The organism is Noviherbaspirillum galbum, assembly GCF_010974945.1.
In the GTDB taxonomy this organism is placed as follows: domain Bacteria; phylum Pseudomonadota; class Gammaproteobacteria; order Burkholderiales; family Burkholderiaceae_D; genus Noviherbaspirillum; species Noviherbaspirillum galbum.
Map to the genome: position 1 here is coordinate 1 of NZ_JAAIVB010000066.1, position 21,231 is coordinate 21,231.

The 21,231-nt window shown below is 53.4% G+C and carries 18 protein-coding genes; 5 read left to right on the forward strand and 13 right to left on the reverse strand.

The window, feature by feature from the left end; all coding sequences use genetic code 11:
• Window positions 1-124 (reverse strand): hypothetical protein (locus G3574_RS18765; RefSeq protein ID WP_163966609.1); only part of this gene is annotated, 124 nt, incomplete at its 3' end.
• Between the two features lie 1,003 nt (window positions 125-1,127).
• On the opposite strand from G3574_RS18765, the gene infA reads away from it, so the two are divergent.
• Together infA and G3574_RS28445 are read left to right on the forward strand one after the other, a co-directional pair.
• On the forward strand, window positions 1,128-1,388 hold the full coding sequence (gene infA / locus G3574_RS18770; protein WP_163966611.1) for a translation initiation factor IF-1: 261 nt from the start codon (window positions 1,128-1,130) through the stop codon (window positions 1,386-1,388).
• Between the two features lie 16 nt (window positions 1,389-1,404).
• A complete protein-coding gene (locus G3574_RS28445; protein ID WP_235953517.1) occupies window positions 1,405-1,722 on the forward strand; it encodes a hypothetical protein in 318 nt (105 codons plus the stop codon).
• A gap of 118 nt (window positions 1,723-1,840) precedes the next feature.
• Here the strand turns inward: G3574_RS28445 and G3574_RS18780 are convergent, their stop codons facing one another.
• The 5 genes from G3574_RS18780 to G3574_RS18800 all read right to left on the reverse strand — a co-directional run bounded on the left by G3574_RS18780 (window position 1,841) and on the right by G3574_RS18800 (window position 6,579).
• Window positions 1,841-2,044, reverse strand: coding sequence for a cold-shock protein (locus tag G3574_RS18780; RefSeq protein WP_163966614.1), 204 nt, complete (start codon window positions 2,042-2,044; stop codon window positions 1,841-1,843).
• Between the two features lie 447 nt (window positions 2,045-2,491).
• Window positions 2,492-3,319, reverse strand: coding sequence for a PA4780 family RIO1-like protein kinase (locus G3574_RS18785; RefSeq protein WP_163966615.1), 828 nt, complete (start codon window positions 3,317-3,319; stop codon window positions 2,492-2,494).
• Window positions 3,320-3,377: 58 nt separating this feature from the next.
• Window positions 3,378-4,691, reverse strand: coding sequence for a DEAD/DEAH box helicase (locus G3574_RS18790; protein WP_163966618.1), 1,314 nt, complete (start codon window positions 4,689-4,691; stop codon window positions 3,378-3,380).
• Window positions 4,692-5,001: 310 nt separating this feature from the next.
• On the reverse strand, window positions 5,002-5,211 hold the full coding sequence (locus G3574_RS18795; RefSeq protein WP_163966620.1) for a cold-shock protein: 210 nt from the start codon (window positions 5,209-5,211) through the stop codon (window positions 5,002-5,004).
• Between the two features lie 548 nt (window positions 5,212-5,759).
• A protein-coding gene (locus G3574_RS18800; protein ID WP_235953518.1) for an IS5 family transposase occupies window positions 5,760-6,579 on the reverse strand; the annotation gives its coding sequence in 2 pieces (ribosomal slippage) (window positions 5,760-6,227 and window positions 6,229-6,579; 819 coding nt in all).
• 178 nt (window positions 6,580-6,757) lie between these two features.
• Here G3574_RS18800 and G3574_RS18805 point away from each other — a divergent pair.
• Window positions 6,758-7,072 (forward strand): hypothetical protein, encoded by a 315-nt coding sequence (locus G3574_RS18805; protein WP_163966624.1) that lies wholly within the window; start codon window positions 6,758-6,760, stop codon window positions 7,070-7,072.
• 273 nt (window positions 7,073-7,345) lie between these two features.
• Here G3574_RS18805 and G3574_RS18810 read toward each other — a convergent pair whose 3' ends face one another.
• The 4 genes from G3574_RS18810 to G3574_RS18825 all read right to left on the reverse strand — a co-directional run bounded on the left by G3574_RS18810 (window position 7,346) and on the right by G3574_RS18825 (window position 11,620).
• Window positions 7,346-7,828, reverse strand: a complete 483-nt coding sequence (locus tag G3574_RS18810; protein ID WP_163966626.1) for a hypothetical protein — start codon at window positions 7,826-7,828, stop codon at window positions 7,346-7,348.
• 301 nt (window positions 7,829-8,129) lie between these two features.
• Window positions 8,130-10,139, reverse strand: coding sequence for an ATP-binding protein (locus G3574_RS18815; protein WP_163966629.1), 2,010 nt, complete (start codon window positions 10,137-10,139; stop codon window positions 8,130-8,132).
• Between the two features lie 332 nt (window positions 10,140-10,471).
• Window positions 10,472-11,107 (reverse strand): tyrosine-type recombinase/integrase, encoded by a 636-nt coding sequence (locus tag G3574_RS18820; RefSeq protein ID WP_163966632.1) that lies wholly within the window; start codon window positions 11,105-11,107, stop codon window positions 10,472-10,474.
• Between the two features lie 264 nt (window positions 11,108-11,371).
• Window positions 11,372-11,620 (reverse strand): DUF3297 family protein, encoded by a 249-nt coding sequence (locus G3574_RS18825; RefSeq protein WP_163966635.1) that lies wholly within the window; start codon window positions 11,618-11,620, stop codon window positions 11,372-11,374.
• A 443-nt stretch (window positions 11,621-12,063) separates the two neighbouring features.
• Between G3574_RS18825 and G3574_RS18830 the strand changes: the two genes are divergently transcribed.
• Window positions 12,064-13,470, forward strand: a complete 1,407-nt coding sequence (locus G3574_RS18830; protein WP_205609849.1) for a chloride channel protein — start codon at window positions 12,064-12,066, stop codon at window positions 13,468-13,470.
• 760 nt (window positions 13,471-14,230) lie between these two features.
• Here the strand turns inward: G3574_RS18830 and G3574_RS28840 are convergent.
• Complete coding sequence (locus G3574_RS28840; protein WP_163966636.1) at window positions 14,231-15,802, reverse strand: methyl-accepting chemotaxis protein; 1,572 nt, start codon at window positions 15,800-15,802, stop codon at window positions 14,231-14,233.
• An 858-nt stretch (window positions 15,803-16,660) separates the two neighbouring features.
• Here G3574_RS28840 and G3574_RS18840 point away from each other — a divergent pair.
• Window positions 16,661-18,250, forward strand: a complete 1,590-nt coding sequence (locus G3574_RS18840; protein WP_163966639.1) for a carboxylesterase/lipase family protein — start codon at window positions 16,661-16,663, stop codon at window positions 18,248-18,250.
• 455 nt (window positions 18,251-18,705) lie between these two features.
• On the opposite strand, the gene G3574_RS18845 is transcribed toward G3574_RS18840, so the two are convergent.
• Together G3574_RS18845 and G3574_RS18850 are read right to left on the reverse strand one after the other, a co-directional pair.
• Window positions 18,706-19,122 carry a response regulator gene (locus G3574_RS18845; protein ID WP_163966641.1) on the reverse strand — a complete coding sequence of 139 codons (417 nt, stop codon included), beginning with the start codon at window positions 19,120-19,122 and terminating at the stop codon, window positions 18,706-18,708.
• Between the two features lie 441 nt (window positions 19,123-19,563).
• Entirely contained in the window at window positions 19,564-21,048 is a 1,485-nt protein-coding gene (locus G3574_RS18850) for a hybrid sensor histidine kinase/response regulator (protein WP_328804813.1), read from the reverse strand.
• Between the last annotated feature and the right edge of the window lie 183 nt (window positions 21,049-21,231).

A 21,231-nucleotide genomic window follows, 5' to 3' on the forward strand; every position in this document is an offset into this window, starting at 1 on the left:
GTTCGGTCATGGCTGGCTCGCGCAGCCACTTGCGGATCGTATTGCGCGACAGGTTCGTGCGCCTCTCGATCTCCCGGATGGACAACTGCTCGCGGAAATGCATCCGCCGAATCTTGGCAAACATGCCAACTGTGATCACTCCTTGTCCTCCTGCTCATCAATTGAGCAGGCAATTGCATCACATGGGTCAAATTTGGATGAAAACTATCCCGCCAAGTGGGTCAGTTTTCGTTGAACGTCAACACAGCGAAGCCAAGAAGTAAAATTGAATGCAATTCGACTGCGTTGATGCAATTCTGCAAATTAATGAACTGGGAACATTGGCACAATCGGCGATGACTCCAATACCTGTGCGACGTTGCCTTCCGGATCTTTTTTAACCGAACGGTGCATGTAATTCAGCACGTCGCGACGCTCGTAAGAGCACCATAGAAGGCGGCAGGTATAGCTTAGTACACTTATGGTTCGCTGATTGCACCTTGTAATGTTGCCGGGGGCGGCTGCACGATCACCATGAATGCACGCCTCGAAACCATCCAAGTCTTCGGTCCGTACGGCAGCTGACGCCTGCATAAAGGGAGCAGTATCAGTTGCGTCCCCATGGTCTTTTTTCCTCACACAGCGTTCCACTATTTTCGTTTTATCAAGGTTATTGCATCAGGATCGGTGCATAAATGCAATCATTTGACGCGTGGCGGTTTTCCGTGATCGACTTTTGCTTGGATTGCGTAGCCATCATACATGCCCTCACCGCCACCGGTGGAATGCAAATCCCCTAGGAATTGTTAATTATTAGCAATGTGCGCCACGCGGTCGGCCACATATTAGGTTCGTGGAACGCCTGGGCTTTTAGATTGTCCAATTGCATGAGGCGCCCGGGCTTTAGCCGCTTCATGTGTGCCGATCGCGCCTAAAGTTCTAGATGTTCAATAAGGGACGGTGCTAGCGTCCCCTCTTAAATGCTCTCTCTATCTCTCTTGGTTCCTAAAAGGGGCGCGCGATGAGAGTTCGCAACCGGCTTGCTCGTGAGCCGGCCCGTCGTTACTAATCACAAGTGTGGCTGGTTTTGCAAGATACAGCGCGTGGACGTTGCTTTGCTAGTTGCCCCATCAATACGGAAATAAGGTATGTCTAAAGAAGAGTTCCTTGAAATGAACGGTCTTGTAGCAGAAGTCCTCCCGGACTCTCGATTTCGTGTAGACCTTGAAAATGGACATCAACTTATTGCCTACACATCAGGGAAAATGCGGCTACACCGTATCCGGATCCTTGCAGGAGATAAAGTGACCCTTGAGCTTTCTCCATATGACTTGAGTAAGGGACGAATTACATTCCGACATATAGAAAAACGCGGTCCAGATACTACTGGGTATCAGCGTCGTCGTTAATACAATAGGCAAATACATGAAAAAAGTTAGCCGGAAGAATATTGACCGTTCGGCAGGTGCCGAGGCTATATCTGCAAAGGCAATTACTGTTGGTGTGGAGATTGGCGTGGCTGTTTCTACATGCGTATGGGATATGGGAACTGACCTTTTGCACGAGTACGCTCACCGGCTGGACATCAATACCGCTACAAGTACGGTGCGTCTGTATTTCTCTGATCTCGACCTAACGTCATGGGGTAATGAGTCACGAACGGAGCGCATGGAGGACCGGCTGCACCGCGCGATTGCCCAGTTGGTACCAAGGATCCATGCGTCCACGTATGCGCAAAGGTAATTTATTGCATCTTGAATGTAATGCGCATCGGAATCACCCCAAATTAATCCTTAAAAAAACCTTTTTCAACGATGTGAAATAGTCCGACGAGCGCTAGTCATCTTCCGTTGAATCAGGTTTAGACCGGCTTGATGTTAGATGCTTGCTTCCCTTTCGGCCCATCCGTTACATCGAAAGAAACTTTCTGACCTTCCTGTAGCGATTTGAATCCGGAGGCACTGATTGCCGAAAAATGCGCAAATAAATCTTCGCCACCCTGATCAGGCGTGATGAAACCAAAGCCTTTTGCATCGTTAAACCACTTCACCGTTCCTGTTGCCATAAAACCCCTCATTGTCTGTTGTAAGGCGCCTGCTTGCGCAATCGCGGCCACCTTGCGGTCTCTCCCAAGAGAGATAACCCTTGGTCGTCAGATAGGCAAGACAAATTGCGGTAAGTTCCAAACATGATGCTACTCAATATGGCTCGAAGGAAAACTAGGACACAGGCGAGTCAGCAGCTCGCTTAAATTCATGCAAAAAAACTTTTTGCTGCCGCCTATTTTCTTCTTTCCTTGCTTTTTTCTGCCTTCTTTTCTTCCGCCGTGTTCGCGCGCCGTCGGTTGCCGATGAACTTCAATGTCGTGCTATCTCTGCCTCCCCATTTCCCAAAGCAGTCTTCCAAGGTCGGGATTTCACCTGCTGCGCTGCCGCTTCATCCGATCTCGTCCAACATATGCATGGTAGGTGTATCGTGACGCGACCCTTTTATCGTCAACCGAGTCTTTTCGTTAGATACGCTGGTCCTCCTCCTGACGCGCCAGCTCAATCTCGTGGATCACCGCATGAATATCTACAGGCTCAGTGGGTGCCGCGACACGTCCATTCAATGGGCTATCGGGCGTCAGCAAACCGGCCTGGTACAAGTTCCAGATTTCTTCGCCGTACTGACTGTTCACCAGCTCAGGCACAAAATTGCTGAAAAAATGAGAGAGGTTGGTGACATCACGTTCCAACATCGTTGATGCGACGCTGCTTGAAGCCGCATTCACCGCCTGCGGTAAATCGATAATCACCGGACCTTGTGCATCCACCAGGATGTTGTATTCCGATAGATCGCCATGAATAACGCCGACACAAAGCATCAGTACCACCTGCTGTAACAACATCGCATGAAACGCTAATGCGCGATCACGGTTCAATTCCACATCATTCAATCGCGGTGCCACATTGCCATCCGCATCCGTCACCAGCTCCATCAACAGCACGCCCTCAAAGCAGATGTAAGGGGTGGGTACACGCACGCCGGCAGACGCCAATCGGTACAACGCATCCACTTCGGCACTTTGCCAAACTTCTTCCGCCATCTTCCGCCCATAGCGCGTCCCCTTTTCCATGGCCCTCGCTTGCCGGCTGTTTTTCACCCGCCGACCTTCTTGATACGCCACTGCTTGATGAAAGCTACGCTGTGTCACCTCTTTGTAGACCTTTGCGCAACGGATCTCGTCACCACACCGTACTACATACATGGTCGCTTCTTTGCCGCTCATTAATTGCCGCAGGACTTCGTCGATCAAGCCTTCTTCAACCAAGGGTTGAATTCGTTTTGGGGTCTTCATAGTGATTGGCAAATAAACGTCGATCTTCGGCCTGCATGAGTGAAGATGAAGGCTTGCTTCAAGAAAAGCGCCTACGTGTTCCGGTCCCGCGTTCCGTATTGGGGGTCTGTCCGGAAGTGCTGGACGCTGGCTTAGCGCTTTGGGGCGCACTTTGCTGCGGCTTGCGTTGACCGAAGGGCGCCGTACCGCGTGGCAGCTGGCGACGTTGGCCGCTTTCGATCGGCTGGGCCTTGATGCGTGGATCGACCTCGAAACCGGCCACGGCTTTGACCTCGATTTCGCGTTTCAGCAAATGCTCGATTTCGCGCAATAGCTTGTGCTCGTCGACACACACCAGTGACACTGCCTGGCCGGCACTGCCAGCGCGCCCCGTGCGACCGATGCGATGGATGTAATCTTCCGGCACGTTCGGCAACTCGTAGTTGACCACATGCGGTAATAAATCGATGTCAATCCCGCGCGCGGCGATATCAGTGGCGACTAGAACATGCAGCTTCAAGCTTTTGAAATCTGCCAACGCGCGGGTGCGCGCACCCTGGCTCTTATTGCCATGAATTGCGCTGGAGCGGATGCCGGCTTTGCCGAGTTTTTCAGCCAGGGCATTGGCGCCGTGTTTGGTGCGGGTAAACACCAGGACCTGATGCCAGCCATTGTCTTCAATGAGTTTGACCAGCAGATCGCGCTTCTTTGCTTTGTCGACGAGATAAACGTTTTGCATAACCATGTCGGCCGTCGCATTGCGGCGTGCCACTTCGATCTGTTGCGGATTGTGCAAATAGGTCGATGCAAGCACACGGATTTCGTCGGAAAAAGTCGCTGAAAACATCAGCGTTTGCTTTTTCTTCGGCAGCAGAGCGACGATGCGTCGGATATCGTGAATAAAGCCCATATCGAGCATGCGATCGGCCTCATCGAGAATGAAAATCTCCACGCTCGACAGATCAACGGTGCGTTCGCCGACGTGGTCAAGCAGGCGGCCAGGTGTGGCAACGATGATATCGACGCCGGAACGCAACGCCTTCGTTTGCGGCGCCATGCCGACACCGCCGTAAATGACAACAGACTTGAGCGGCAGATACTTGCCGTAGGTGCGCACGCTATCTTCGACCTGTGCTGCTAGTTCGCGCGTGGGGGTTAGTACCAGAACACGCGGCTTGGTATGCGCTGCGGTAGAGGGCGTGCTGAGAAGCTGCAGGACCGGCAGCGTAAAGCCGGCGGTTTTTCCCGTGCCGGTTTGTGCAGCAGCCATTAAGTCATGCCCTCCAAGCACGACGGGAATCGCGTGTGCCTGGATCGGGGTGGGCTTGTCGTAACCTTGTTCGGAAACGGCGCGCAAAATATCTGCGGACAAGCCGAGATCGGTGAATTGCATAGAAAGTTGCTCCAGGAATCCTCCTCGTGTGCATAGCACCAACCAGTCAAGGCAGAATCGTTGATGGAAATGAAACGCGAACAGAGAATCTGATCGCGGTCGTCGGCAAACAAGCTGGTAATAAAGACGACGCGAAAAAATGGCGGGTGCACTTGGAGCGTTCGTTCCAAGTAAAAAAGCCCGTCAATGACGGGCCTGGATCTTCCAAGTCATTTCAGTGCCCATGCTATATGCATGGTGCACTGAGTGCGGATTCCTGGCTCGCCCATGCTATCTGCATGGTGCACGCCGCGGAGCCCGTGATGAATTGTTAGATGACGGTAATGTTTGTTGCCTTTGCGCCTTTGGGTCCGCTGCCAACGACAAACGATACGCGCTGGTTTTCAGCGAGGCTTTTGAAGCCGTTCGATTGAATGTCTTGGAAATGGGCAAAAAGGTCCTCGCCGCCGGTATCGGGCGTAATGAAGCCGAATCCCTTGGAGTCATTGAACCATTTTACGGTGCCTGTTTGGGTAGTCATGATTGTCCTATCGAAAAAGTAAGGCTTGCGCCGGGAAACACCGGAACCAAGAAATACGACCAAAGGAAATCAGACAGGAATGGCCCTAGATGGAGGGCAAGACGGGAACGAAACCAGCGAAGACGACAACTTGATGCAAGTGCAATAGACCGTTATACAGACATTCGATGGATCTGTCCATGCATGAATCCAACCGTCTTGCTATGCCGCCAAAGCGTTGACGGTTCGTTTATGGGTTCATGGGAAAATGGAACCACCCTTCCAAAAACATGTACATGTGCCATTCTTGGTTCCGGCACAAAGCAATCGGACGGCGCTCGATTGTTTCTAGATCTGCTATCGCTCCTTCATTTGCTTGCAGACTCTCGAATGAGCGGAAGGGTTGTATGGTATGGTGCTCCTTCTGCGTACTCAGCGGGTCGATCTTGCAGCGAGGTTGCTTCGCTTCACTAATTGACTACAGCGTCTGTACGGTGTGTTCGTCTTCAAACATCGCTTGCGCGCGCACTACGGCTCTACAAAGCCACTCCTTTTTGGCGACTTACTGCCTATCCCAGTAGGCCTATGGTTCGCCAGGTGATGATGCCGCAAGCGAAGTGAAGGAAAGCGAGATAGTTCTTCGCTTTCTTTGCCCAGCGAATCAGCAATCCCCGAAACCGGTTCAACCAACTGTGCGTGCGCTCCACCACCCATCGCCTGGCACGCTGGCCTGCTCTGCGCCGCTGCGCTTCTTCACCGCGTGATCGGATGTGTGGCCGGTAGCCCATTTCCACAGCCAGCCGCCAAATTTCCGGATAATCGTAACCCTTGTCCATGCACAGGCCCTGCGGCCACACCGTCAGCAACGAAGGACGCTCAACCTTCAAGGCCTCCAGCGTCGGCCTGGCCAGCTTCATGTCATGGCGGTTGGCGCCATCAATGACCACTGCCAGCGGAAGACCGTTTCCATCAGTGAGCAGGCTGCGCTTGACGCCGCCTTTGCCGCGATCTGTCGGGTTGGGGCCGGTTTTTTTCCCGACCCAACGGGGCCTTGGTCATCGCACCGTCGAGTGCCAGCCAGGACCAGTCGATGGACCTTAATGCCGCTGCACTGAGCAGCCCTTGCATCCAGAACTCCTCGAATACGCCGGCCTCCACCCACTCCTGAAAACGCCGGTGGGCTGAACTGCTGGAGCAGATGCCGGTGCCGTTCAAGGCATTCCACTGGCAGCCAGTACGCAGCACAAACAGAATGGCATCCATGGCAGCCCTGTCACTGACCCGAGGGTTATGGCAGCCCAAGGGATGAGGCTTGCGTGGAGGTAAAAGAGGCTCCATCTGTGCCCATAGTCGATCGGGTAACCGCCAACTGTCGTCCTGCTTGACCATGCCCAGGATCATCTCCTGTTCCAGCATGGGCTTGGACCGCAAATCAGCTCGCAATTTCCCCTTCTAACACCCTACTGGGATACGTAGTTAGGCCAAATCTAAAGCAAAAGTGCTATCGAATAGACCTCAAGTGCTTAAACAGGGTGTCTGTGAACACCATCATATCGGAGCACTGTAAATGGCAAAATTGAATATTTGCGAAGCGAGCGATGCGGTTACAAGCATGCAGGCGCTGCGAAACGTCTTGAGAGAGGATCTGGATGATATTGAACGGCGGATCCACGAACTGGCCCAATCAGGTCTAGCGACGTCGGAGGTCGGCGTCAGCGAGATGAACATCTATTGCATTGCACGCGCAGCGCTATATAGCGGCCTTGCCGGCATTAATGAAGTGCTCGGATGGGTGCACCTGATGGCAGACAAGGACTCGGATGGGAATGCACCAGAGATAGTAAGGTCGTTCCACACCGTACCAGCCGCTTCCATACATTAGACGATTAACCGTGAATGCCCGGACGACGGGACGAGGTACATTACGCGAGTATCGCCTACTGGCCGTCAGCTGTTCATAGGTCGGATCGAGCCGTCGTCGGTTATAAGTCAGGTTCCGGACCTTGCCCGCATGGGCCTGAAATTCCGTGTACGACCCACAACGGCCCGTCAGCTTTCTCCGAAGCAGAACTTCAACATGTAATTGAGACGCTGGTGCGACTTTTCGCATAGGTCACTTCGACTGAGGAGTTGCGCGGGATTTGGAGCGCCACAGCTAAAACTGTCTACTGCGCTCTATCGCTCGCCACAGAGGAATGTACTCGCCTTGAATGGCGACTTCACGAACGATTGGCTCGCACTCGCGTAGTACGTCACTGACGCGCGTAATTTGCTCAGTTAGGCTCATGATCATTTGATCCAGGCCTTCCTTGGTTACTGCAAACCACTCGGGCGCATCGGGATCCACGCAGCGTTGCCTACCGGAGGAATGTCCCCATTTCTTAACCTCAGTGTGATCTGTAAGCAGCACTCCTTCAATGCGGACCGGGAGTGAAAGATCGATGAGCCGCATAGAAATGCCTAAGCGAAATAAATATGGCTCCACTCCGCTGTTCCAACGACTCCCTTCTATATGGAATCTCTCCTCCAACGTGCCTGACTGACGCACCAATACTGCGCCCTTCTTTTTATAGCCATGCCTTTGAAGCCTGGCGGCGACACCTTCCCAGAGTTCATTACCTAAGTATTTTACGGACATAAGGCATCCTGTTCCCAACCTGCACTTCTGTCGTTCAAGGCTAACTTGACTGGCGCAAAGCGTCGGTGCCCAAATTTCGGTTGGATAGCCAATCCACCTGCCATCCGGATTTGGTGCAGCAGTCTCGGCGGTTGAACGATCCCGCGCCGAAGGCGGCTATAGGTTCTCTTCCAGTCGCTTCCCAGGACGGATTGAACTGTAGCAATCGACCCTGAGCATACATAGAGGCAGATCGAAAGCTGCCATTACGGCGATGACCAATGTAGGCAGATTCTGTTCGGCCGTCCCTGCGCTGATCAGATCAGTTCAGCTTATTTAAGAGCTCTATAAGTGAATCAGCTTTTACTGGTTTGACAAGATGATAATCAAAACCAGCGGCAGCTGATTGCTGCCTATCCTGCTCCTGACCATAGCCGGTGATTGCAACGAAGACTTTCTTTTCGTTTCCCTGCCTCGAGCGTAGTCGATGCGCTAATTCATAGCCATCAATTTCCGGCAATCCAATATCCAGAAGGTAGACATCGAATGCCTCACTTTCCGAACGTGCTAGTGCCGCTTCAGGGTGGAAATCCATTGCGACTTGATTGCCCAGCACCTCTAAAAGCATTGCTAGCGTATGTGCGGCATCGATGTTGTCGTCCACGATGAGGACGCGACGCGTACTTGTAAGGCTGTTCGGCTTAGTAACAGGGGCTTCTTCCGATGCTTTGATAACACGCGGGAGGCGGATGACAAAATCACTGCCCAGATTTGGACCCGCGCTATTCGCAGTCACTGTCCCGTGATGCCGCTCAATCAAACTCTTTACTAGTGCTAGCCCAATCCCTAGTCCACCTTGCGCGCGGTCTGCGGTCCGTTCTCCTTGCTGGAACAAGTCGAACACCGTCGCCAACAGCTCCGGACGCATACCAATACCGTCATCACTGACAGAAAGTGCTATCTCGCCTGGGCTTACTGACACCGTCAAGGTAATGTGTCCTCCCGGACTAGTATATTTGGCAGCATTGTCAAGTAGGTTACTTAGAACCTGCACCAGGCGCTTATGATCTCCCGTTGCGAAGACGCTTTCCGGTGATAGGTTCATCGAGAATTGGTGACCATGCTTTTCCATTAGAGGCCGAACCTGCTCAGCCGCTTCCGCTATCACCTGTTTGATGTCCACCAGAGTGTTTTCGAGCTGAGCTAAGCCACGCGTAACGCGGGAAACGTCCAGCAGTTCGTCGATCAACCCCGTCATGTGTCCGACTTGGCGACGGATAATGGAGGTCGCCTTCTGCACCTGATGGTCATCCGAACGTGAGATCGACAACAATTCCGACGCAGCGCTAATCGGGGCCAAGGGATTGCGTAATTCGTGAGCCAGCATCGCCAGAAACTCATCCTTGCGTGCGTTTGTTTCTTGTAAAACTTGCTCCGCCAATTTTTGTGAGTGGATGTCCGTATTAGTGCCCATCCATTTCACAATGGCACCGACGCCATTTCGCACTGGCAAGGCACGGGCCAAGGTCCAACGGTATTCGCCAGAATGATGCCGCACACGATAAGTTGTTTCATACGGGGTGCCTGTTGCTACGCTTTGGCTCCACGCCTTGAAGGCCTGTTGCTGGTCATCCGGGTGCACGAGATTTGTCCATGCATCGCCTGATGTTGTACCACGGGGCACCCCGGCGAAATCGAATAGCTGATCATTATGGTAATCCACCAGACCGGAAGCGTCGGCGGTCCATACCATTTGCGGCATTGCATTAGTAATCGTCTGAAATTTCGCTTCGCTTTCATGCAACTCTCTAGCGATCCGATTTCTTTCTATCGACTCCCAACAGCGATGAGCGACCATTCCGATAAGGCTGATTTCATCAGCTTTCCAGCGCCTCGGTACGACTTGATGAACAGCCATGCCAGCGACGAACCTACCAGCCTTGATGATTGGTACCGAGACCACGGCACGGATCTGGGCCTTGCGATAGCTGTCGCGGACATCCGCAGTTCGCTCGTCGATTTCGGCGTCTTCGACGACGTAAGGGACACCAGCGAGGCTGAGACGCACGAATTCGGGGCCAAATGTGTCTGCGTTATAGCGACCAACGATACTGGGCACGCCGTTTGTGTAGTTCCCTGTTAGATTAAGCGTGGCTTGGTCGGCTTCGACGTCAGCATAGGCACACCGGCTAACCTTTAAATATTGACCTAGAAATTGCGCAGCTGACAGCGTGATTTCTACTGGGTCCAGTATAGGTCGAAGCAAGTTATCAAGCTCGACGAGGAACCGATACTGAGCGACTTCACCTTTGAGCGCATCAAGATGGTCCATGGACTGGGCTGAAATTTCCACTTGGAAATGGTTGGATATGAGAAGACGATCATACGCTGTTCTGGAAGGGAGGTGATAAATGGAGGCTTTTGGTTAAATCTTTATAGGAACTGATCGATGATCGAGTCATAGTGTTGCGCAAGTTTTAGGAGAAAATCTAGAACTTGACGTATTTGAATGGCCGGAAATGGCCGAAATGTCCCATGACTTCAACGATTCGAAACGACTGCAGAAAAGGATCTTGCTGACTTCTGAATTTCGCATCACCGGAGTGGAAATAGTCGTTAGCCGGGGCCGTCCCCCAAAGAAGGTTTTCGCCGGCTAATTGCACCTTACACTTCCGTCTGCTCCGCAATCTCCAACGCATCATCCACTTCAATACCCAGATACCGGACCGTGCTCTCTAATTTGGTATGCCCAAGCAGCAATTGCACTGCCCGAAGGTTCTTGGTACGTCGGTAGATCAGCGTCGCCTTGGTTCTTCGCATCGTATGTGTTCCATAGGCGACCGAGTCCAGGCCAATGGAGTCAACCCATGACTCGACGATGCGCGCATATTGGCGCGTCGATAAGTGTTCGGACGTCGTTACACGGCTGGGGAACAGGAACTGGCCAGAGGTGAGATGCGCGCAGTCGATCCAAGCAGTGAGCGTGGTTCGCGTCTGTTCGGTGATCGCGAACTGTACCGGCCGCTGGGTTTTTTGTTGAAGGATGATGGCGCGATGACCAATTCGTCCGCCTTGGGCAACATCACTGACCTTGAGCTTCACCAGGTCGCAGCCGCGTAGCTTGCTGTCAATGGCCAGATTGAACAGGGCCAGATCACGTGTGCGTTCCGCAAGTTGCAATCGCGTTCGGATGGCCCAGATCTCTTTGAGTTTCAGCTGTGCCTTCTGGCCGACCAGTTTTCCCTTGTTCCAAGGAGTGCGTGGTGCAGTAGAAAGAGCAGTAGACGCATTGGCATTCATGAGATCCTCCATCGTTGAGTGGTCGGAATCTCATTCTGCGCGGTATTACGTCTTTTAAGCCGTTTTTCGAGGTGGCTGACAGCTTTCTGGCTCCATGCGGTCAACAGAAAACTCAGTCACAGGCGGAACTTTCGACCCAAACCAGTCAGTTGGTTTCACCGAATGCGGACATCGCCGCAAACGATAACGGACTGCTTGACCACCTGCTCCCATATCGCAGACGGTGTCTTCCATTCCGTCTTAGGTTGCGCCAGCCATAAGCCGTTACCGATAAAAAGGCTCGACCTTGCCTTTTAGCTTGATTGTCATCGGATTGCCCTTGCGATCACGCGCCTTGCCGGCCGCCACCTTGATCCAACCTTCGCTGATGCAATATTCCTCGACATTGGTGCGCTCCTTGTCATCGAGATTGATACCAACATCGTGCTCAAGGACAGCCGCGTTGTAATAAGGGCTGCGCGGATCGACCGAGAGACGGTCAGGAAACGGGGGGAGTTGCGTTGTGTCTTTCATGGGCGGCAATTATCTACCATTCTCCTGCGCGAAACAATTTTCGAGCGGTCGCATGCTTTGCTGCTCTGTTTTTCAGTTTCTGCTATCGGGTCTCCGGCCGCTATAGTCTGTCCCCCGGACCCTGCCTGATCGAGACTGAACTGGCGAAATCGACCCACTGCTGCCATAGCAGCATCCCGATACCTGCCGTTCATGTACCCTTCCTGACAAGTAGGATCAAGACGTTTCTACACGATCTGGACTCCTTGCAGGCACTTTTTATTAAGAAGGATAGCAATGCATGAGATTGGCAATCGTTGCCGTTCTTGGCGCCAAACGCAGCAATCAGCTTAGCCTTTCAACAGTTTCCGCTGCGCAAATCGTCCATGCAAACTATAATCCTTCTGTACTGCGCCGTTCCCGTGTTATCTACCTTGTAATCAATTTCACCCCATACCCAAACCTTGAGCAAAACGTTTGCGCGGTCTCGTCTCGTTGGCTCGATCCGCCGACGCTTTCGTCACACCTTGAGAATCTCCCGCCATGGCATCCGTTATGCGGTATTCCTGGCGGGAGCCGCTTGCGTCGCGATGGTTTCGATGTTTTTTGCCTCGGTGGCCGAGAAAGCACTCGACGTCAACCTCGTTGTCATGCATCGAATAGGGTGGGGCGGGTTAGTCCTGATGCCACTTGGATTTGCCGCTCTGCGCTGGCTGACCATCCGTCATGCGGCACAGGCGCGCGGAAGCGGCATACCGCAAGTGATCGCGGCAATGGACATGCCATCTCGCAGTGATCAGCAACGCTTGTTGGTCTCGCTGCCCCAAGCTATCTGGAAGATTATCCTCACCGCTGGCGGCCTCGTCATCGGGGCATCGATAGGTCGCGAAGGCCCTTCGGTGCAAGTTGGGGCTGCCGTCATGCTCGCCTGGGGCGCGTGGTGGCATGACAAGACGCGTGCAAAGAGGCGCGTGCGCATCGGTTTCCGCACCGACGCGCTGATGGCGGCGGGAGCGGCAGGAGGACTTGCTGCCGCATTCAACACTCCACTGGCTGGTGTTGTCTTTGCCATCGAGGAATTGGGTCGTGGTAGTGTCGTGCGCTTCGACAGGCTGGTGATGTCGGGCGTACTGACAGCCGGTTTTTTGACACTCGCGCTCATTGGAAACAATCCATATTTTCATATCGAGCAGAATTTTCTTGCGTTGACTAGTGACTGGTCCGGTGTGCTGTTGGCGGGAGCGGTGAACGGAGTCCTTGGGGGCTTGTTCGCGAGTCTCCTCTTACGCGGTGCGCCTGGTATGGTGCCTTACGGATGGCGTCAACACATACAGCAGCATCCCATTGTGTTGGCCGCGCTGTGCGGATTACTAGCGGCGTTACTAGGCCTGGTTACGCACGGCTCGACGTATGGCACTGGCTATCCGCAGGCCTCGTCTCTGCTCAACGGGCACGAAAGTGGTACCCCTTGGTTTGGCATCGCAAAACTTGCCTCCACCGTATTGGCCTATGTTGCTGGCCTGCCAGGAGGAATCTTTACACCTTCTCTCGCCGTCGGTGCCGGGATAGGCGAACACCTCTCGGCGCTTTTCCCCGGACACATCGCGCCCGGACTACTGGCCCTATTGTCCATGGCGGGGTTTCTCGCAGCCGCAACACAGGCACCGATCACCGCAACAGTCATTACGATGGAAATGACACGCTCACATGACCTGACGCTCATGCTGTTGGCAGTGACTCTGCTTGCTTCTTTCGTCTCGCGGCAGTTCTGCCCACGACCGTTCTACCATAGCGCCAGCCGTAACTTCCGTCGTGAAGCGGTGGCAGTGGCGCGCGATAGACAAAGAGCATCGCCGGAAACGCGCGCCTAGCCGTGCAAACCCGCCCCCTGTGGTTGCCTTCGACTTTCTCGAACCCCGTTCCGGCCGCACTCCGTTTGCCAACCTAAAGGTCTGCCTAGCCGTCGTCAAGATGTTTGGCTTTGGCCCGCAATGACCGTGTGCCGTAATAGCAGCTGAGTAACCAGTCTCGGTTCGCCAAGGATGCTTCGACAGCAGCCACGAACCTCCTTCCAGAAGTTTTCACGAATAACGCGAACTGGCCCTAGCGGATCCACATCTGCCTGTGGGTATTCTTCGAAGCGGACGATCGCGTCGCCACCAAGGGACCGTAAGTGTTCAGCTCTCGATAAATAATTGATCGGAGCGTTTTCACACGCCCTGGACCGAAAGCCGACATCCGCATCATATAGGTCCATTCGCTCAAGCAAAGTCCCGGTTACTATAAGTAAAAGCACTTCCCTGTCTGACTGATCCCATTTCCTTTTAGGAATCGCGTAGGATGCATAATTAATCGCGTCGTTCCTAATCGTAAAGCCGGAAAGTTTCCAAGAGATGACCAAGAGCAATCTGAAATTCCTCGATGGCGGTGGCGAAATGGAAGAGCGTATCCGTGACCATGATTGGGCTTCTACTCCTTTAGGGGCTCCCGAAACATGGCCTCATAGCTTGCGTACGGCTGTCGCCCTGATGATCCGGACTGCTCAACCAATATAAACAGGTTATGTTACCAAACCGCGTTTCATAAAATGTTCACATAGTTAACGCTGTGTCCTTGTCCCCAAGTCTGGTATCAGGCCGCCATGACGGACGACCCCGGCAGATTCACCCGAAAACGACGAACCATTTGTGCCAACTGCTCAGCTTGATCTCGCAACGATTGGGCTGCACTTGCAGACTCTTCCACCAATGCCGAATTCTGATGAGTTCCGGCATCCATATCAGTAATCGCCTTATTTACCTGCTCAATACCAGAAGACTGTTCCTTGGTGGCGGAAGTGATCTCTGCCATGATGTCTGTGACGCGGTGAACGCTCTCAACGATTTCCGTCATGGTCAGGCCCGCCTGGCTGACTAGCTCATTACCTGAGGCGACCTTGGATACCGAATCATCGATCAGTGACTTGATCTCTTGCGCGGCACTTGCGCTTCGCTGCGCAAGCGTACGCACTTCGGCGGCGACAACCGCGAATCCGCGACCTTGCTCGCCGGCCCTGGCCGCCTCTACGGCAGCATTAAGTGCCAGAATGTTGGTCTGGAACGCGATACTGTCAATGACCGTAATAATGTCGGCGATCTTCTTTGCTGACGTATTGATTGCATCCATGGTAGTCACCACTTGGGCGACCACTGTGCCTCCACGAGTTGCCACGTCTGAAGCAGTCTTTGCCTGCGCGTTGGCCTGGCTCGCGTTGTCGGCATTTTGTTTCACTGTCGACGTCAGTTCATCCATCGTGGATGCCGTTTCCTCCAATGCACTTGCCTGCTGTTCCGTCCTCTCGGACAAGTCGATATTGCCGGCAGCGATTTGATTTGAAGCAGAAGCAATCGTCTCCGCACCAGTACGTACATCGGCAACGATCACAGCCAAACTGTCGTTCATTCTTTTGAGAGCCGCAAGCAGTTGACCAGCCTCGTCCTTCCCCTTGACGGCAATATTCGTGGTCAAGTCTCCCGATGCAACCGTTTCTGCAATGCGGACTGCTTTCTTAATCGGGCGAACGATGGATTGGGTGATTCCCCAAGCCAGCCAGACGCCCAGGCCGAGAGCGATTGCTAATGAAAGGAAGAGAATGCCAATGGCAATCTGGTACTCATGTCCGATTTCCTGGATCGCCTCCTCATTTTGCTGCTCCAGTATGCCAATGTAATTTTCAAGCTCTTCGAACCATTTGTCTTGAGGCTGCTGCAGTGTCTCCCGAAGATAAGTCCGCGCCTCATCGTCCTTTTCCTGGTCGATGAGATTGAGAACTTGGGTGACCATCGGACGCACTAGCTTCTGCTGAGCCTGAATAGCGGCGATAGCATTTCGTGTCGCCTCACTGCGAAGGAGCGGAACAGTTTTAACGACCGCATCATCAAATGCTTTATGGGCGGTCTGAATGCGGCTCAACTGGAGGGACCGCATGTCCTTGTCAGAGTAAAGGAGGTAATTGCGTAATGCGCGGGCATCGATATTAAGAGACTGACGCATATCGTTCGCCAGCTTCAACTTCACATTGCGTTCATGGACGATGACATCGACGTCGTTCTTATTGCGCGAAAGATTCCACCATCCATCCGTGGCCATGATCATCATGAAACAGAAAAGCACTGCAAAAGCTGCGCTCAAGCGGACGCCAATACGAACATTCGTAAATCGCATTTCATCTCCTCCCAAGACTACTCGCCTCGGCTTAAATTGTCTTTAATGCAACTTTAGTTTCCCCTAGGAATGAAAGTATGGCGCTGTTATCGCAATGTTGGAACGGAAAAATGACGAAATTGATTTAACGCACAAATTTGGTTTTTTGTCCGTTGGATCTTTTCCACATTCAATATCGCCCGGCAATAAATATGTAGTTGAACTCAAGGCGTGGAGGGAGACGATCAAATAAATCCTCAAGATTTGACCTTGGTTACCCATCCTTCGAAATTGTGGTTCCGAGGTCAATTACGGCGACAGACCCTTGCCGACCCGTTGCGGACCTTAGGTTTATATTCGACCGGACATGGGCCCGCGCTGGGTTCGTCAGGGAACGTGAAGTTGTCAAATTACGAGTAGCGCTTGAGTCCTCCACCTTGCTCTTATTTACTTAATCCCTCGTCGGCGAGGATCCTAGAAAGAAACGTGTCCACGTCCTCTTGCCATCAGGCAGGGAATAGGTCTTGAAAGTGCCGATTCCTCCACTGGCCACAAAGGATTCGAAATTCAAACGGCTATGGCTCAAACTGTAAAAAGGATCATTTTCACCATATAGCCACAATGTCGGCTTCTTGAATGTTCCGCCGCGCCGAAGGGCAAGGACACGACTCCACTGGCCTCGCACAAATGCGAATGGTCGTGCTATTCTAAATAATGACAACGCAGAGTGTCAGAAAAGTTTCCTTTAGCCAAGCTTGTGACATTGCTTGGTTCATTCAGAGCAACTCAGATGGAGGTCTAACGCGCTTAATCCCTTGCTACTGTTGTTCTTCATGCCGTTACATCTGCTTTACCTACTAATAAGATGAGGAGACATTAATGGTTTGCGAATCAAAATTCCTGCTATACAAGGCATTGGCACTGAGCGCCGGAATCGTGCTCGTTACCGGATTGACCGGATGTGCGGAAGCCAACCGCGACAGTGTAACGGTAGACACGGATAAAGGCGTCTTGCATGGGGTGGAAACGACGACCATGCGCCAATATCTTGGCATTCCTTACGCGGCCCCGCCCGTGGGCAGCCTGCGCTGGAAAGCACCGCAGCCGGTCGCGAATTGGCCCGAAGTCAAGCAGGTCAATGCCTACGCCAAGAACTGCGCCCAACCTGCCAGTCCCTTTGGGCAGGCGAGCACTTCGGAAGACTGCTTGTACCTGAACGTGTTTACGCCCAAGGGTAACGGGCCGTTCCCTGTGATGGTATGGATACACGGCGGCGCGCTGCTGACCGGCGAGAGTAACGATTATGATCCAACCGCGCTGGTGAACCAGGGCGTGGCGGTGGTGACGATTAACTATCGACTCGGGCCGCTGGGTTTCCTGACGCATCCGGCATTGACGGCCGAAGGCGGCGGCTCTTCCGGCAACTATGGATTGATGGATCAGCAGGCAGCGATGCGCTGGGTGAAATCGAATATCGCGGCGTTTGGTGGGGACGCGAGCAACATTACCATCTTCGGCGAGTCCGCCGGCGGGTTGTCGACCCATTCGCAAATCGCGTCGCCGCTCGCGTCAGGTTTGTTCCAGAAAGCGATTGTGGAAAGCGGCGCTTATAACCTTGCCGCTCCAGCGCTGGCCGATGCGGAAAAGCTTGGTCAATCCTTTGCTACGAAGACCGGATGCTCGGATCAAAGCCTCACCTGCCTGCGTAATCTGCCCGCGGACAAAATCATTGCCAATTCGAGCGCTATTCAAGTGGGGGGAACAACGCTGCCGACCGTCGACGGCAAGGTTCTGCCCTTGACCCTGAATGATGCCTTCGGCAGCGGCCGATTCAACAAGGTGTCCGTCATTGAAGGAAGCAACCAGCACGAATACAGCTTGCTGTCGGCGGTAACCACCGATGTGACGCTTGGCCGGCCGATCAATGCGTCGGAATATCCGGTCTTTCTCGCGGGGGTGGTTGGAAGCACGCTAGCGCCGGTTGTGCAGGGAGCCTATCCGTTGAATTCCATTGAAACGCCGGCCCAGACGTTTGACGACGTACTCACCGACGCGGCTTTCAGCTGCAACGGCCGCAAGATCGCGCGTCAACTCACAGCCAACGGGGCTACGGTTTATACCTATGAGTTTGCAGATAAAAACGCGCCGATGGTATTCAACATACCGCCCCGGCCGGAAGGCTATGGTGCATACCACGCTGCCGAGATCCAGTATGTCTTCCCGACCACGGCAAGCAAGGTCTACTTCGGCGCGCCGTTCACCGCTGCGCAAACCGAGTTGTCTAACCGCATGGTCGCTTACTGGGCGCAGTTCGCGAAGACGGGCAATCCGAATGCCTCGGGATTGCCAACATGGGCGCCTTACTCAGTGGCCGCCGACAGCTACCAGACGCTCGCCCCGGGGAATGTCGGACCCAACGCACAATTCGCTGCTCAGCATAAGTGTGCGATTTGGACGCCGGGCGTTTGAACGGAACGACGCTTGAATAATTGAGCGGCGAATCGCTATTGCAGTGATGTACGAATGGCGGTTCGCCGGCTCAAGATAACAGGCAACTAACGCGGTCAGGCCAAATATCTTTTCACGACGTTGGGTACTGGAGCGGTTCCTGCCTGACTGTCCTGTCGATGCTGGTCACTATACCTACACCTGAGGATTAACGCCGCTGATCTCTGCGCAAGTAGGAAAACAATATTCAAAACCTGGTATTTGGATGGATGTGCACATATCTTTCTTCGTCTTTTCTTCGACGGTTTCCTCCTGGCCAATCGCAACCGCCTACGTCGCAATAGCTTAAACAACTTCGTGAGGGTACTGCCGGCTGCTATAGGCTACGTTTCGGTCGTTGAGCGCACAGCGGCAAATTTCTCTTTTCGACCCACAGCCGTCCTTCGCTCTCCTCTACAGCGGCCCTGACTGAGCCATCAGTGAATCGACGGAGCCGCGTGGACAACTTTAGATGCTTCTTGTCGGAACTCTTCCGTGTTAAGGGGCTTGATTAGATATTTCGACACCCCCAACAGCACACTGCGGCAAATGTCCTGATCCGTATTAGAAGCGCTGAGGATGAAGATGGGAATCGCTGCCAAGGTGGGATTGCTGCGAATGAGCTTGAACAGCTCGAAGCCGTCCAGATCGGGCAGTTTCAGGTCTAGCAGGATGAGGACGGGATTGCCAGACTTCCTGTTTGCGTAAGCACCTTCACAGGCAAGGTATGCCATCGCTTCCATCGCATTACGCACGACATCGACCGATGCCGTGAAACCGGTTGACTCGAGCAACTTGCACGTCACATAGGCGGCAATGTCGTCGTCCTCGATCAAGAGAAGATGGGAGGTCATTCCGGCATGATACACCCAGCCATTTAGTTGTGTTCGTTCGCCCCAAAGTGGAAAGTTTGCGGCACGAAAGGATTACATCTTAATCATCCGCGCATGGCCGCAGGCGGCGGTTCTTTATGATCGCCTCACCGTCTGCTTTAGAACAGTTTTTCAGATCTCGGACATGCGTTAATGAGAGGTTAGACTTGACCCAAATCGACCCGTTTCCTCTGGAGCAATGTCACTCAGCCTGAGCGTTTATGTTGAGCGCCATCGTGCTCAGCCTTTATCACCTAACGCAATAGTCGCATATGGTAATCAAGGCAATGCCTGCTTCGGGTGTTGACTAGCACCTCGACGCTCTGCAATTTGCCGTGCTCGGCGGTAGGCCGAATTCGCAAATTGTTTCCCGGCTATGGCGTCAGTCCAGATGGCAGTCGCAGCATTTCGAATACATTCGCTTCATCGTAACCCCGACATGATACGGAACAGGTCTTCAATATTCACCGGCTTGACCAAGTGATGGTCGAACCCGGATTGTGCCGTCCTTATCTTATCCTGCTCCTGCCCATAGCCGGTGATCGCAACCAGAATGGACCCCGCCGTTTCCGGTAGCGCCCGAAGTTGCTTCGCCAGTTCATTTCCATCCAGATCTGGAAGGCCGATATCGAGCAGGCAGACTTCGGGCTTCTTCTTTCGAGCGCTTTCAAGAGCTTCTTTTGCCGTATGCTCCACGGTAGTTTCGTGGCCCATCGCATCGAGTAGCAGCGATAGCATGTGTGCGGCATCGACATTATCATCCACCACGAGCATGCGCAAACCTGTCACCGGCGCATCTGCACTGACCAGCTTTTTTGGCAGATACTGCTCCTGCTGCACCGGTAGGCGTGGTAGATAGATAGTGAACTGACTACCTTTTCCGACGCCTGAACTGGATGCGGTCACAGTGCCGTCATGCTGCTCTACCAGGCTCTTGACCAGGGCCAAGCCAATCCCCAACCCCCCTTGTGAACGATCTGAAGTCCGCTCTGCTTGCGTAAACATTTCAAAGACATGATCGATCGTCGCCTGGGCCATCCCGATACCATCATCGACGACCCTGATAATGATTCTTTCAAGCTCGACGTCCAGCGAGAGCATGATGTTGCTTCCGTCGGGAGAATACTTCGTTGCGTTGTTCAAAAGATTGGAAATGACCTGGATCAGGCGTTTTGGATCGCCATGAATCATGGCCGCCTCGGGCGACGTCTGAACCGTCAGCCGATGACGATGTGCATCGATGAGTGGACGCGCTTGTTCAACCGCACTGCTCACTAGTTGCCTTGCGTCAATCTGCGATCGCACCAGCTTGACCAGCCCGCGAGATACCCGTGAGGCGTCAAGCAAATCGTCGATCAGGCTGGTCATGTGCTTCACTTGGCGGGCGATGATTTCACTGGTTTGCTGAATACGCGCGGGATCGAGATGTGCCACCCGCAGGAGATCTGATGCCGCTCCAATTGGCGCTAAAGGATTGCGTAGCTCATGGGCCAACATCGCGAGAAACTCGTCCTTTCGACGGTCGATCTCGCGCATTTCGTATTGACGACCGCGACCACGCAGTGCCGATTTTACGGCCATCACAAGCGTCACCTTTTGCACCGGTCGCTCGAGAAGCGTCACGTTTCCGAGCTCAATGTAGATGTTCCGCATCTCGGATGAATCCAGGCCGCGCTTGCTCAAGACCAGGATGGGCAAATCTGACCAAGTTGGCTGCCCCTTGAGAAACGGCGTAACCGTCTTCATAAAATCCATCGTTACCGCATCTTCGGCGATCAGGATGCACCCCGCGCCCTGCTCAAGCTGTTCTATCATTTCGCCGGCGGACCGGCACACCTGACATTCGATATCGGCGTGCTCCATCAACTTTGCGATAAGCATTCCATCCTTGCCGGTGGGCGTATGCACCAATACTCGTCGTTCCACGTATGACCTTGATTTGAAGATGAGTATAAGCGTCAAGCCCGGATGGGATGCTCGCCATCATCCCTGCCGTTCACATCCACCAGAGTGGGTACTCCTGTCAACACTCCTTGGAAATCTTTCAGTACCGCTCCCACCTCGAGGCCGGCGGAGGTGATGCGGAACCGC

Bases quoted from the DNA above. Each gene is read 5' to 3' on its own strand.
- G3574_RS18825 (WP_163966635.1), bottom strand. From the start codon at position 11,620: ATGAAAGACACAACGCAACTCCCCCCGTTTCCTGACCGTCTCTCGGTC.
- G3574_RS28445 (WP_235953517.1), top strand. From the start codon at position 1,405: ATGAAAAAAGTTAGCCGGAAGAATATTGACCGTTCGGCAGGTGCCGAG.
- G3574_RS18840 (WP_163966639.1), top strand. From the start codon at position 16,661: ATGGTTTGCGAATCAAAATTCCTGCTATACAAGGCATTGGCACTGAGC.
- G3574_RS18780 (WP_163966614.1), bottom strand. From the start codon at position 2,044: ATGGCAACAGGAACGGTGAAGTGGTTTAACGATGCAAAAGGCTTTGGT.
- G3574_RS18790 (WP_163966618.1), bottom strand. From the start codon at position 4,691: ATGCAATTCACCGATCTCGGCTTGTCCGCAGATATTTTGCGCGCCGTT.
- G3574_RS18845 (WP_163966641.1), bottom strand. From the start codon at position 19,122: ATGACCTCCCATCTTCTCTTGATCGAGGACGACGACATTGCCGCCTAT.
- G3574_RS18815 (WP_163966629.1), bottom strand. From the start codon at position 10,139: ATGGACCATCTTGATGCGCTCAAAGGTGAAGTCGCTCAGTATCGGTTC.
- G3574_RS28840 (WP_163966636.1), bottom strand. From the start codon at position 15,802: ATGCGATTTACGAATGTTCGTATTGGCGTCCGCTTGAGCGCAGCTTTT.
- G3574_RS18795 (WP_163966620.1), bottom strand. From the start codon at position 5,211: ATGACTACCCAAACAGGCACCGTAAAATGGTTCAATGACTCCAAGGGA.
- G3574_RS18805 (WP_163966624.1), top strand. From the start codon at position 6,758: ATGGCAAAATTGAATATTTGCGAAGCGAGCGATGCGGTTACAAGCATG.
- infA (WP_163966611.1), top strand. From the start codon at position 1,128: ATGTCTAAAGAAGAGTTCCTTGAAATGAACGGTCTTGTAGCAGAAGTC.
- G3574_RS18820 (WP_163966632.1), bottom strand. From the start codon at position 11,107: ATGAATGCCAATGCGTCTACTGCTCTTTCTACTGCACCACGCACTCCT.
- G3574_RS18810 (WP_163966626.1), bottom strand. From the start codon at position 7,828: ATGTCCGTAAAATACTTAGGTAATGAACTCTGGGAAGGTGTCGCCGCC.
- G3574_RS18785 (WP_163966615.1), bottom strand. From the start codon at position 3,319: ATGAAGACCCCAAAACGAATTCAACCCTTGGTTGAAGAAGGCTTGATC.